Raw genomic sequence first — 12,879 nt, 5'->3', positions numbered from 1 at the left:
CCATAAGAGGCGAACCCGGCTGTCAGGGACTGACAGGTGAATCGTCGTCGTTGTCATCGGCGATCGCGATCATCACCGCGATGCCCGCGGCAAGCCCGATCAGACCGATGATCCAGCTTGCGCCGCCGGCGAACTCGCTACTTTCCTCGCTTGACGATACCGCGCGCGCGCCGTCGAATACGGAGGCGGCCGAGGCCGCAACTGGTGCCGCCACCATCGAAAACGCCGCCAGACAGACGGCGGCTTTGCTCAGATATCCCATGAAGTCCTCCATGTCAGGGCCGGTGTTTCGCGTACATCAACGCGCGAAACCGTGCCGCGATCCGGCTTCGGCCTCGATTCGACGACAAAGCGGCACGGCCGGGGGCATTGCGTGGTGGGCTCAGACGAAGTGCAGCTTGCGATACTTGCCGCGAAAATAGAGCAGCGGATCGCGGCGCGGCTCGAAAATCGCCTTCAGCACCCGTCCGACGAGGATGAAATGATCGCCCCCTTCGTGCACCGCATCGCGCGCGCATTCGAAGCTGCCGAGCGACCCCACGAGCACCGGCGTGCCGAACTCGCCGATTTCCCAAGGCGTCGCGGCAAAGCGATCCTCCCCCTTGCCGGCAAAGCGGTTCGAGGTGGGCTGCTGCCCGATCTGGAGGACGTTGACCGCGAAATGGTCGGCGCCGCGCAGGATCGCCGCGCTGCCCGAACTGTTCGCGATGCAGACGAGCAGCAAGGGCGGATCGAGCGATACCGAGGTGAAGCTGTTCGCCGTCAGGCCGATCGGCACGCCGTCGGGGTCGATCGCGGTCACCACGGTCACGCCCGTCGCGAAGCAGCCGAGCGCGTCGCGAAAGGTGCGCGCATCGGACCCGGCGCGATATGCGGGCGATTCGCGCGGCACACGGCGTTCGAGGAAGTCGATCAGATAGGCCCCGAGCGTATCGCTGCCATCGTCGGCGAAGCGCGGCGCCGTATCCTCGACCTCGACGAGTTCGCCATCGGGAAGCCGATTGACGAAGGACGCGGCATCGGCGCGCGAGGCCAGATCGCTCGTCAGACCGTGGATGTAGAGCGTCGGCAGCGTAATCGTCCCGGCCACATCCGCGAGACGTTCGGCCAGCGCCGCGGTGTCGAACGCATCGGCGAGGCGCGGATCGCAGGCGGGCTGCCCCGGCCCGGGGCTGACGGCGTCGTGCAGCCATTCGCCGATCCGAAGCGCAGCGCCGCTGTCGCCGCCGACAGGCAGGTCGACGAGCACGAGCCCCGAAGCCAGCAATGCCGCATCGCGCGCCAGCGCCGCGCTGGCGATCCAGCCGCCGAAAGTCGAGGCGACGACCACCGGACGCGTACCGAGCTGCGCGAGCACGGCGCGGAGATCCTCGACCATCGCGTCGAAATCATAGCGGCCGTCGGCCGGCCATTCGCTGCCGCCATGCCCGCGCAGGTCGAGGCTGATGACACGGCGCCCGGCCTGTTCGAGCGCATCGGCGAGCCGCGCCCAGACCGCGCGCGTCTGCCCCGCCCCGTGCAGCAGCAGCACCGCGGGATCGTTTTCCGACCCGATGATGTCCGCTTCGAGCCGAACGCCCGCGAAGCCGCGATATTGGACCGTCGTCATGCCATTCCGTCTTTCCTGATCACGAGGGCCATGCCGTGCTTTCCCGGGCAAGGCCAGCCCGCGAAAGAATATGGCCTCGCTTGATCCATATCAACGCGAGGACATGCTTCCACCCTATTCTGCCGGACACAGGTTCGGTGTCGGCCTGTAGCCAATGCGACACGGTCGCGGCGGCCTGCTCCTCGGCACCATCTCCCCACTGCCCCGTCGTCCTGCGGCGGGGCGTTCTTTTTCCACCGAATTGACCGCCACCCCCGGGCCTGATCGGCGTATATATTTTGACGCGTAAGAGCCTGCTCCCCGGCGAAAGCCGGGGTCCAGATGGCACAGCGCTGCCCCGCGTGGACCCCGGCTTTCGCCGGGGAACGATTGTCTTTCGAAAAAGGGATTAATTGCCGACCTGATCCGGGGGTCTCGCTCAACGGCGTCGACAAGCGGGACCCCGTGGTCAAGTTCGGTGACGGCATCAGGGCGCTTCGGGTCCCCGCGCTCAGGGGAACACACGGATGCCGCATTCGGCGGAATCGTCAGTGCGAGCGGCGACGCCGCGCGGCAATCCAGAGCGGCCGCAGGCCGCCCCGGATTGCTCCGCTCCGCTCGCAAGGTCAATCCAACGTCATCGGCTTCTAGAGTGCGTTCGGTTTTAATCGAATCAAAACCGGCACTCTAGATTCTTGTTTTGCCGTGTTTTCCGAGTCGTCAGGTGAGTCCACCTGACTTGAAAACACTCTAGCGGCGAAAGCCCGCCAGGCGCTGGTCGATGATCGCTTCGGCCTGGCCGATGATGCGGTCGATCAGGTCCTGGCAGGTCGGGATGTCGTGGATCAGCCCCTGCACCATACCGGCCCAGAAGACGCCCTTGCTGAGGTCGCCGGTTTCGAGCAGTTCGCGACCCGCAGCGCCCGCGACGAGCGGCTGGACGTCCTCGAACTTCGCATCGGGCAACGACAGGCGGCGCACCACCTCTTCGCTGACCGCGCTCTTGCCGACGCGCGCGGTGTTCTTGAAATTGCGGAAGATCAGGAAGCTGCCGCGCTCGTCATTCTCGACATAGGCCTGCTTCACATTGTCGTGGATCGGCGCTTCCTTCGTCGCGCAGAAGCGCGTGCCCATGTTGATGCCCTCCGCGCCGAGGCTGAGCGCCGCGACGAGGCCGCGTCCGTCGCCGAAACCGCCCGAAGCGAGCATCGGGATCTTCACCTTGTCGGCGGCCGCCGGGATCAGGATCAGCCCCGGAATATCGTCCTCGCCCGGGTGCCCCGCGCATTCGAAGCCGTCGATCGAGATGATGTCGCAGCCCGCCCGTTCGGCCGACAGCGCATGGCGCACCGCGGTGCATTTGTGGAGGATGGTGACGCCGTGCGGCTTCAGCATTTCCCAGATTTCGCGCACGGCCTGCGTCCCGGCCGTCTCGACGATCTTGACCCCGCCGTCGATGATCGCCTGCGCATAGGCCTTGTAGTCGGGCGCGTTGATCGTCGGAAACACCGTCATGTTCACGCCGAACGGCTTGTCGGTCATCGACCGGCAGCGCTCGATCTCTTCGCGCAGCGCCTGCGGAGTCGGCTGGGTCAGCGCCGTCAGGATGCCGAGCCCGCCGGCGTTCGACACCGCGCTCGCCAGTTCGGCATAGCCGACGCTCTGCATACCGCCCTGCACGATCGGATGCTCGATTCCCAGCATCTCGGTGATCCGCGTCTTGAAAGCCATTCGCTGTCCTTCCCTCTGTTCGTTGCCCACATGGTGACGCTACGTCGCCGCCGCGCCGGAATTGACTTGACGTTTACGTCAACGTCCGGTTCATTGGCAAGAGCGAAGGGTGAGAGAAGGACAGGTGCGGCGATGACGATCCTCCACGACGAGGGCCAGCAGGCGATCGCGACGGAATCGCGGCGCGTGCTGGAGGCCCGCATGCGCAAGGAAGAGCTACTGCCGCTGCTTGAGCTTGAGGGGCGCTATCACGAAGGTTTCTGGGCGACCGCGAAGGAGCAGGGCTGGACCGCCCTCGCGCTGCCCGAATCGCATGGCGGGCTGGCGCTCGGCCTCGTCGAGCTGGGACTGATCGCTCATCAGGCCGGACGCACGCTGAGCGGCGCGCCTTTCCTGACCTCTGGCTTCGGCGCGGCCAAGGCGATCGAACTCTACGGCTCCGACGCGCAGAAGGCGCGCTGGCTTCCGGGCCTCGCGAGCGGCGACAGCATCGGGGCGATCGCCTTTGCATCGGGCGCCGATCCGCTGCCGGCGCAACCCGGCGTGCGATTCGCCGACGGTCGGCTCGACGGCATCGCGCCCGCCGTGTCGGGCGGCGTCGCCGCCGACGTCGCGATCCTGCTCTCCGCCGGAGCGGACGGGCCGGTGCTGGCGGTCGCCGAGCTGGCCGGGGTCGAGCGGCGGACGGTTGCCAGTTTCGACAACAGTCGTTGCCTCGCCGACCTCGTTTTCGCGGGCACGCCCGCCGCGCGTCTGGAGACGGGCGGCGCGGCGCGCGACGCGGCGCTGCACATCCTTGCGCTCCAGGCCGTCGTCACCGCGCACGAACAGACGGGCGGCGCCGAAGCGCTGATGGAGATCGCGCGCGACTATGCGGTGACGCGCAAGGCGTTCGGCCAGCCGATCGGCGCCTTCCAGTCGATCAAGCACCGCATTGCGGAGCTTTACGGCCTTGTCGAACTGGCGCGCGCCAATTGCATCCATGCCGCGGCGCGCGAGGGCGCGGACGATTTCATCACCGCAGCCGCCGCTGCGCGGCTGTCGGCGACCGAAGCCTATGACAGCGCGGCGCGCGATTGCGTCCAGATTCACGGCGGCATCGGCGTGACGTGGGAAATCGGCCTGCACCTTCACATGCGCCGCGCGCGCAGCCTGGCGCTCGAACAGGGCAGCACCCTGTTCTGGGAGGATATCCTCGTCGACCGTTTGGCGGGAGAAGACGCATGAGCGATCTGGAAGCCTGGCGCGCCAAGGCCGCCGCATGGTGCGAATCGATGGTGCCGCAATTCGGCAAGGCAGCGCGCAAGGGCCTGTCGGTCGAAGAGGATCTCGCGCTCGGCCGCCGGTATCAGAAGGCGAAGTTCGACGCGGGATTCGCCGGCATCAACTGGCCGACCGATCTGGGCGGACAGGGGCTCGGCCATATCGAGAAGATCGCCTTCGAGGCCGAGGAGATGAAGCACGGTTTCCCGAACGTCTATTTCGGCATTTCGCTGGGAATGCCGGTGCCGGTGCTGATGCAGTTCGGCACCGACCGCGAGTTCGTGAAGGAACGCGTGCTGAAGGCGCTGCAGGGCGAGGAAATCTGGTGCCAGCTTTTCTCCGAACCGTCGGGCGGCACCGACCTGGCCGGCCTGCGCACCCGCGCCGAGACCGACGGCAACGGCTGGAAGATCAACGGGCAGAAGGTCTGGACGAGCTGGGCGCAATATAGCGACTATGGCGTCATCGTCGTGCGCACCGACCCGACCGTCGCCAAGCACAAGGGCCTGACCTATTTCTGGGTCGACATGAAGGCGCCGGGCGTCACAGTGCGCCCGATCAAGCTCGCGGGCGGCGACAGCCATGTCAACGAGGTGTTCTTCGACGATGTGCGGATCGGCGACGATCATCGCATGTCGCCGGTCGGCGGCGGCTTCGCGGTCGCGATGGCGACGCTGATGATCGAGCGTTATGTCGCGACCGACAGCGCCGGTTTCGGCCCGCACCTCGACCTGTTCGTCGACCTGGCGAAAGAGGTGCGGCTGAACGGCCGCCCGGCGATCGAGGACGGCCGAATCCGGCAGCAGATCGCGCGCAATTATGCGATGCGCGCCGGGCTCGATTCGATCAATGTGCGCGCGCGGCTGATGATGCAGGCGGGGATGACGCCGGGGCCGGAGGGATCGCTGAACAAGCTGGTCGCGGTGCGCTCGCGCCAGAAGCTGTCCGAACTCGCCATCGATTTGCAGGGCGCAGGGGGCTTCGCGTTCGACGCGCACGCCTCGCCCAAGGACGACTGGGCTTCGAGCTGGATCAACGCGCCGACCGGCCGCATCGCCGGCGGGTCGGACGAGACGCTGCTCAACACGATCGCCGAACGCATCCTCGGCCTGCCGCAGGATCATCGCCCCGACAAGGGCGTCCCCTTCAACGAGATACCAGCCTGACAGGAGCCTCCCCATGAAGATCGATTCCTCCACCGCGGCCGTCGTCACCGGCGGCGCATCGGGGCTGGGCCGCGCGACCGCCGAAGCGCTCGCCGCCGCCGGGGTCAAGGTGGCGATATTCGACATCAACGACGCGCTCGGCGAAGAGGTCGCGAAGGCGATCGGCGGGCTGTTCGTCCATGTCGACATCACCGACGAGCAGTCGGTCGTCGACGGCTTTGCCACGGCGCGCGCGGCGCATGGGCAGGAACGCATCGCCGTCCACTGCGCGATGACCTCGCGCCGCGGCAAGACGCTCGCCTTCGACAAGGAAACCGGCCGATACCGCCGCACCCCGACCGCCGATTACGAATATGGCGTCGCGGGCATATTGACCGCCAGCTATCGCATCGGCTCGATCGCCGCCGAGGGCATGGCCAGCTTGCCCGAACTGGAGGACGGCGAGCGCGGCGCGATCGTCTTCACCGCGTCGGTCGCGGCGCAGGACGCGCAGATCGGGCAGGTCATCTACGGATCGGCCAAGGCGGGCGTGAACGGCCTCGTCCTGCCGATGGCGCGCGACCTGATGGACCTGGGCATCCGGGTCAATTCGATCATGCCGGGCGTGTTCGGCACGCCGCTGCTCGGCAACATGAACCCGAAGGTCAAGGAAAGCCTGGAGGCCTCCGTCCCCTTCCCCAAGCGCCTCGGCAAGGCCGAGGAATATGCGAGCCTGGCGATGGAGATGGTTCGCAACACCTATTTCAACGGCCAGTGCGTCCGCCTCGACGGCGCGATCCGCATGGCGCCGCGCTGATTATCTCCCCAACGAAAGGAATAAATACATGTCCGAAGCCTATATCATCGACGCCGTCCGCACCCCGCGCGGAATCGGCAAGCCCGGCAAGGGCGCGCTGTCGCACCTGCACCCGCAGCATCTGGCCGCGACGGTGCTCGCCGCGATCCGCGACCGCAACAATCTCGACACCGCGACCGTCGACGACATCGTCTGGTCGACCTCGACGCAGGAAGGCAAGCAGGGCGGCGACCTCGGCCGCATGGCGGCGCTCGCGGCGGGCTATGACATCAAGGCCAGCGGCACGACGCTCGACCGCTTCTGCGGCGGCGGCATCAGCACGGTGAACTTCGCCGCCGCCAGCGTGATGAGCGGCATGGAAGATTGCGTCATCGCCGGCGGCACCGAGATGATGAGCTATCAGCAGCAGCTGTCCGCCGAGCGCGCCAATGCCGGCCTGCCGCAGCGCATGATGGGATCGGGCAACCCCGAACTCGACGCGTTGCACCCGCAGTCGCACCAGGGCGTGTGCGGCGACGCGATCGCGACGATGGAGGGGATCAGCCGCGAAGCGCTCGACGCCCTCGCCCTCGTCAGCCAGCAGCGCGCCGACATGGCGATCAAGGAAGGCCGCTTTAACAAGTCGGTCGTCCCCGTCCACAATCCCGACGGCAGCGTCGCGCTCGACCGCGAGGAATTCCCGCGCCCCGAAACCACGGCCGAGGGGCTGGCGGCGCTGAAGCCCAGCTTTACCGCCCTCGCCGATTTCGACCTCGGTGACGGGACGACCTTCCGCAAGCAGATCAATCGTCGCTATCCCGACCTGGAAATCCAGCATGTCCATCATGCCGGCAACAGCTCGGGCGTCGTCGACGGAGCGGCGGCGGTCCTGCTGACCTCGAAGGATTATGCCGACAAGCATGGGCTGAAGCCGCGCGGCCGTGTCGTCGCCTATGCCAATATCGGCGACGATCCGACGCTGATGCTCAACGCCCCGGTCCCCGCGGCGAAAAAGGTTCTGGAAAAGGCGGGCCTCAAGAAGGAGGACATCGACGTCTGGGAAATCAACGAGGCTTTCGCGGTGGTCGCCGAAAAGTTCATCCGCGACCTCGACCTCGATCGCGAGAAGGTGAACATCAACGGCGGCGCGATGGCGCTCGGCCACCCGATCGGCGCCACCGGCTCGATGCTGATCGGCACCGCGCTCGACGAACTCGAGCGTTCGGGCGGCCGCTACGGTCTCGTCACCATGTGCGCCGCCGGCGGCATGGCGCCGGCGATCATCATCGAACGCATCTGAGGCAATTATCGCTACCCGCGAGCGCTTCGCTCCGCTCGCGGGTGGCTGACGAACGAACAGGAGACACGATATGACCGGACCGCTCAGGGGCGTCAGGATCATCGAGTTCGCCGGCATCGGCCCCGGCCCCTTCTGCGGCATGATGCTCGCGGACCATGGCGCCGAGGTGATCCGCATCGACCGCCCGGGCGGGTTCATGGACCCCCGCGATCCGCTGTCGCGCGGCCGCACCTCGATCGCGCTCGACATGAAGACCCCGCAGGCGGTCGAGATCGCGCGCGACCTGTGCAAAAGCGCCGACGGCATCATCGAGGGCTATCGCCCCGGCGTGATGGAGCGGCTGGGCCTTGGGCCCGAGGTGCTGCTCGCCGACAATCCGAAGCTCGTCTATGGCCGCATGACCGGCTGGGGCCAGTTCGGTCCCTATGCCCAGTCGGCGGGGCACGACATCAACTATATCGCGCTGTCGGGCGTGCTGCACACGGTCGGCCGCGCCGGCGAGAAGCCGACGCCGCCCGTCAACTATGTCGGCGATTTCGGCGGCGGCGGCATGATGCTCGCGTTCGGCATGGCCAGCGCGCTGCTCCACGCGGCGAAGACCGGCGAGGGCCAGGTGATCGACTGCGCGATGACCGACGGGTCGGCGCTGCTCGCGGGCATGACCTGGGGCTTCCGCGCCATGGGCCGGCTGCACGACGAAGCCGGCGTCAACATGCTCGACAGCGGCGCCCATTTCTATGACACCTATCGCTGCGCCGACGGCAAGTTCATCTCGATCGGGTCGATCGAGCCGCAATTCTATGCGCTGCTGCGCGAGAAGACGGGGCTCGACAAGGATCCCGCCTTCGACGCCCAGATGGACCCCGCGCAATGGGGCCCGCTCAAGGACAGGCTGACCGCGCTGTTCGCGACGAAGACCCGCGATGAATGGTGCGCGCTGATGGAGATGACCGACGTCTGCTTCGCGCCCGTGCTCTCGCTCGACGAGGCGCCGAAGCATCCGCACAATGTCGAGCGCGAAACCTTCGTCACCATCGGCGGCGCGACCCAGCCCGCCCCGGCGCCGCGCTATTCGGCGACGACGAACGACGTGCCGCTGGCGGCGCCCGAGGTTGGCGCCGACGGCGATGCGCTGCTGGCCGGGCTCGGCTATGACGCCGACCGGATCAAGGCGCTGCGCGAAGGCGGCGCGGTTCGCTAGAGCACCGCGGGTTAAACCTGAACCATTTGCCCCCCGCTTTCGCGGGGGCAGGCTCCGAGCTTGTCGAAGCACCGTCCTTTCTCTTACGGAGTCAGAGAAAGGACGGTGCTTCGACAAGCTCAGCACGAACGGGTACAATTGATGTCTCGATGCTCCAGAGTCGGGATTCTAGAGGAGATAAGGGCGTGGGTGAATTTCTGAGTGTCGAACGGCGGGGCAAGATCGCGATCCTGACGATGAGCAAGCCCGAAAGCATGAACGCGATCGGAACGCATGCGGATTGCGACGACATCATCGACACGCTGCGCGGGCTGGGCGAGGATCGCGGCGTCAGCGCGATCATCCTGACCGGCAGCGGCAAGGCGTTCAGCGCCGGCGGCAACCTGAAGAGCATGCAGGAACGGCAGGGGATCGGGGTGCTCGACCAGCCCGATTCGACCCGCGCCAACTATCGCCGCGGCGTCCAGGCGGTGATCCGCGCGCTGATGGACTGCGAGGTGCCGATGATCGCGGCGGTGAACGGCCACGCCATCGGGCTCGGCTGCGACCTCGCCTGCACCTGCGATATCCGCATCGCGGCCGAGAGCGCCAAATTCGCGTGCAGCTTCATCAAGGTCGGGATCGTCCCCGGCGACGGCGGCGCCTGGCTGCTCCAGCGCGTGCTCGGCTATCCGCGCGCCGCCGAACTGTTCCTGACCGGCGACCGTTTCGACGCGGCGACGGCAAAGGACTATGGTCTCGTCACCGAGGTCGTGCCCGATGCGGACCTGCTCGACCGCGCCGTCGCGATCGCCGAGCGCATCGTCTGCAACCCGCCGCGCGCGCTGCGGCTGACCAAGCGGCTGCTGCGCGAGGCGCAGCACAGCCGGATGAGCGACATCCTCGAACTCAGCGCTGCCTATCAGGCGATCGTCCACGAAACCGCCGACAACCGCGAAGCGATCAACGCCTTCGTCGAAAAGCGCGCGCCGGTGTTCACGGGAGACTGACCATGGCCGCCGACCGCGTCCTGCCGCTTTCGGGCGTCCACAACTTCCGCGATTATGGCGGCTATGGCGTCGAAGGCGGCGGGCAGCTGCGCAGCGGCGTGCTGTGGCGGTCGGCGCAGCACGAGGCGGCGACCGACGACGACCTCGCCGCGCTCGACGCGCTGGGGCTCGAAACGGTCGTCGACCTGCGCGGCGACGACGAGCGCGAACTGCATCCGTGCCGCCGATCGGACCGGTTCGCGGCGCGCGTGCTGTTCGCGGGCGGCATCACCGCGGGCCTCGCTCCGCATCTTCAGGCGGCCGGCGGCGCGATCGACGTCGAGACGGCGCGGGCGCGGATGATCGACACCTATGCCGCCATGCCCTATCGCCCCGCGCTCGTCGCGACGCTGCGCCTCTATCTGTCGGCGCTCGCCGAATATGATGCGCCGAGCCTCGTTCATTGCGTCGCGGGCAAGGACCGCACCGGCTTTGCGGTCGCGATCGTCCACCGCCTGCTCGGCGTGCACGAGGACGATCTGATGCACGACTATCTGCTCACCAACACGGCGGGCAAGATCGAGGAGCGGATCGCCCAGGGTGCCGCGCATATCCGCCAGCGCTATGGCGGCGAGATCAAGGACGATGCGGTTCGCGCGCTGATGTCGGTCAACCCCGCCTACCTCGACGCCGCGCTGGCCACGGTGCGCCGCGATCATGGCGACATCGCGGGCTATGCCGAGGCGGTGCTGAACGTCACCCCCGAAATGCGCGAGGCGATGGTCGACAAGCTGGTCGTCTGAACGACGGTTTCCCGGACCGGCATCCGTCGCCCCAACGAAAGCTGGAGCCGCTGGCGGTCTGTAATGGCGATAGCGGCTCTAGAGCGCGTTCGGTTTTGATGGAATCAAAACCGGCACTCTAGATTCTAGTTTTACCGTGTTTTCCGAGTCGTCAGGTAATTCCACCTGACTTGAAAACACTCTAGGACGGATCGCCATTCAGCTCTGGCGGCCTGCAAATGGCGGATTTTCGCGCTTCCGCTGCTCACATGCCATCAGCACGCTGCGCTCCGGGTCCCGAAAATCCACTATTTTGACCTGTGGTCGTCTTCGACTCCGGCTCGCCATCTTCTGAATGTCGATCCGTCCTAAGGCGTGTGGGGATTCATCTTGCAACTGTCCTTTATCGTGTGTCCCCGCGAAGGCGGGGACCCATCTGCGGTGGTTTCGAGATGGAACCGGCCGAAGATGGACCCCCGCCTTCGCGGGGGAACACGGCTTTATACAATATCGCGGCGATAGACTCTGAATCCCCACAGACCTTAGGGCGTGATGACATCGAATGGACTCGTCATTGCGAGCGGCGAAGCCGCGCGGCAATCCAGAGCAGGCGTAAAACGCCCTGGATTGCTTCCCCCGGATCAGGTCCGGGGTCGCAATGACGAAGTGGGCCAATCCAAAATCATCAGCGTCTAGCTTTCGCTGGGATGACGTTTCCCTGTTTTCGCCGGGCGCCGTCTATTCGCTCTTTACCAGCGTCCCGCCCTTCACCACCGCCGCGACATGTTCCAGCCGGGTCACATCGGTCAGCGGGTCGCCGTCGACCGCGATGATGTCGGCATAGCGGCCGACCGCGATCGCGCCGACGTCGCCGGTCATCCCCAGCGCTTCGGCGCCGTTGACGGTCGCGGCGCGGATCGCCTGCAGCGGGGTCATGCCCCATTCGACCATCTTCGCGAACTGCTTGCCATTGTCGCCGTGGGGGTAGACGCCCGCATCGGTGCCGAAGATCATCCGCACCCCTGCCTTGACCGCGCGCTGGAACGTCTGGCGCTGCGCGAGGCCGATCGCCTTTTCCTTGTCGAGGCTTTCCTGCTCGGTGCCGTTGGCGGTGCCGGTCGCGAGGATATAATCGTCGTTGTAGATATCCATGTCGAACCAGGTCTTGTGCTCGACCGCGAGTCGGATCGCCTCGTCGCTCGCCAGGCTGCAATGCTCGATCGTGTCGATTCCGGCGCGGATCGCGGTCTTGATCCCGTCGTCGCCATGCGCGTGCGCCGCGACCTTCAACCCCAGCATATGCGCCTCGTCGGCGATCGCCTTCATCTCGTCGAAGGTGAGCTGCTGCGCGCCGACGCTGTCGCCGAGCGAAAAGACGCCGCCGGTCGCGCAGATCTTGATCGCGCGGGCGCCATATTTGTGCAGCCAGCGCACCTTGGCGCGCGCTTCCTCGGGACTGTCGACGATCGACGGCTGCTTGCGATCCATCGACGGCGGCAGCCCGCCGCTGTCGCAATGTCCGCCGGTCGCGCCCAGCGCCCAGCCCGCGGGGATGATCCGCGGCCCGGTGATATGACCGCCCTCGATCGCCTGCTTGAGCCCGACGTCGCCGAAATCGGCCGAGCCGAGGTTGCGGACGGTGGTGAAGCCGGCGTCGAGTATCTTCTTCGCATTGGCAACGCCGACGACGGTCCAGAAGCTGTCGGTGTAGCGCAGCCCCTGATAGCCGCCGACTTCCGCCAGCGAGGTCAGGTGGACGTGCATGTCGATCAGCCCGGGCAGCAGCGTGCGGTCGCCGAGGTCGATCTGCTTCACGTCGCTGCCCCAGCGCACGGTGCGCGCGTCGGCGATGCTCGCGATGCGGCCGTCGGCGCCGACGAAGATCGCCGGATGCTCGACCGTCTTGCCGGTCAGCACGTCGACATAGCGCGCGGCGGTGATCACCGTCTGCCCGCCATCGGCCTGCGCCGCGCTCGCGGCGAAGACCGCGCCCGCGCCCAAGGCGATTGCGCGCAGGAAACCGCCGAACTTCACACTGGATTGCATATCCGCCCCCATTGTTGGTGCCCGCGACCCTGATGGCAAAAAGCGGCGCGGCAGGACAG

General features: G+C 66.7%; 11 protein-coding genes. 7 read left to right on the top strand and 4 right to left on the bottom strand.

What is annotated here, in order from left to right:
* Window positions 1-22: 22 nt before the first annotated feature.
* The 3 genes from SGRAN_RS10235 to SGRAN_RS10225 all read right to left on the bottom strand — a co-directional run bounded on the left by SGRAN_RS10235 (window position 23) and on the right by SGRAN_RS10225 (window position 3,319).
* Window positions 23-262 (bottom strand): hypothetical protein, encoded by a 240-nt coding sequence (locus SGRAN_RS10235; RefSeq protein WP_067183287.1) that lies wholly within the window; start codon window positions 260-262, stop codon window positions 23-25.
* 120 nt (window positions 263-382) lie between these two features.
* Entirely contained in the window at window positions 383-1,609 is a 1,227-nt protein-coding gene (locus tag SGRAN_RS10230; RefSeq protein ID WP_067183283.1) for an alpha/beta fold hydrolase, read from the bottom strand.
* Window positions 1,610-2,338: 729 nt separating this feature from the next.
* A complete protein-coding gene (locus tag SGRAN_RS10225; protein ID WP_067183281.1) occupies window positions 2,339-3,319 on the bottom strand; it encodes an NAD(P)H-dependent flavin oxidoreductase in 981 nt (326 codons plus the stop codon).
* A 132-nt stretch (window positions 3,320-3,451) separates the two neighbouring features.
* Here SGRAN_RS10225 and SGRAN_RS10220 point away from each other — a divergent pair, with 132 nt between their 5' ends.
* The 7 genes from SGRAN_RS10220 to SGRAN_RS10190 all read left to right on the top strand — a co-directional run bounded on the left by SGRAN_RS10220 (window position 3,452) and on the right by SGRAN_RS10190 (window position 10,795).
* Window positions 3,452-4,546 (top strand): acyl-CoA dehydrogenase family protein, encoded by a 1,095-nt coding sequence (locus SGRAN_RS10220; protein ID WP_067183279.1) that lies wholly within the window; start codon window positions 3,452-3,454, stop codon window positions 4,544-4,546.
* A complete protein-coding gene (locus tag SGRAN_RS10215; RefSeq protein WP_067183276.1) occupies window positions 4,543-5,748 on the top strand; it encodes an acyl-CoA dehydrogenase family protein in 1,206 nt (401 codons plus the stop codon). Before SGRAN_RS10220 ends, SGRAN_RS10215 begins: the two co-directional genes overlap by 4 nt.
* 13 nt (window positions 5,749-5,761) lie before the next feature.
* Window positions 5,762-6,544 (top strand): SDR family NAD(P)-dependent oxidoreductase, encoded by a 783-nt coding sequence (locus SGRAN_RS10210; protein WP_067183275.1) that lies wholly within the window; start codon window positions 5,762-5,764, stop codon window positions 6,542-6,544.
* Between the two features lie 28 nt (window positions 6,545-6,572).
* Window positions 6,573-7,823, top strand: a complete 1,251-nt coding sequence (locus tag SGRAN_RS10205; RefSeq protein WP_067183272.1) for an acetyl-CoA C-acetyltransferase — start codon at window positions 6,573-6,575, stop codon at window positions 7,821-7,823.
* A gap of 70 nt (window positions 7,824-7,893) precedes the next feature.
* Window positions 7,894-9,024, top strand: a complete 1,131-nt coding sequence (locus SGRAN_RS10200) for a CaiB/BaiF CoA transferase family protein (RefSeq protein ID WP_067183269.1) — start codon at window positions 7,894-7,896, stop codon at window positions 9,022-9,024.
* Between the two features lie 185 nt (window positions 9,025-9,209).
* A complete protein-coding gene (locus tag SGRAN_RS10195; protein WP_067183267.1) occupies window positions 9,210-10,013 on the top strand; it encodes a crotonase/enoyl-CoA hydratase family protein in 804 nt (267 codons plus the stop codon).
* Between the two features lie 2 nt (window positions 10,014-10,015).
* Window positions 10,016-10,795, top strand: a complete 780-nt coding sequence (locus SGRAN_RS10190) for a tyrosine-protein phosphatase (RefSeq protein WP_067113146.1) — start codon at window positions 10,016-10,018, stop codon at window positions 10,793-10,795.
* A 717-nt stretch (window positions 10,796-11,512) separates the two neighbouring features.
* Here the strand turns inward: SGRAN_RS10190 and SGRAN_RS10185 are convergent.
* Window positions 11,513-12,820, bottom strand: a complete 1,308-nt coding sequence (locus tag SGRAN_RS10185; protein ID WP_082737194.1) for a Xaa-Pro dipeptidase — start codon at window positions 12,818-12,820, stop codon at window positions 11,513-11,515.
* Window positions 12,821-12,879: the final 59 nt, after the last annotated feature.

Source organism: Sphingopyxis granuli, assembly GCF_001559015.1.
Taxonomy (GTDB): domain Bacteria; phylum Pseudomonadota; class Alphaproteobacteria; order Sphingomonadales; family Sphingomonadaceae; genus Sphingopyxis; species Sphingopyxis granuli.
This window is presented reverse-complemented; position numbering and strand designations above follow the sequence as displayed.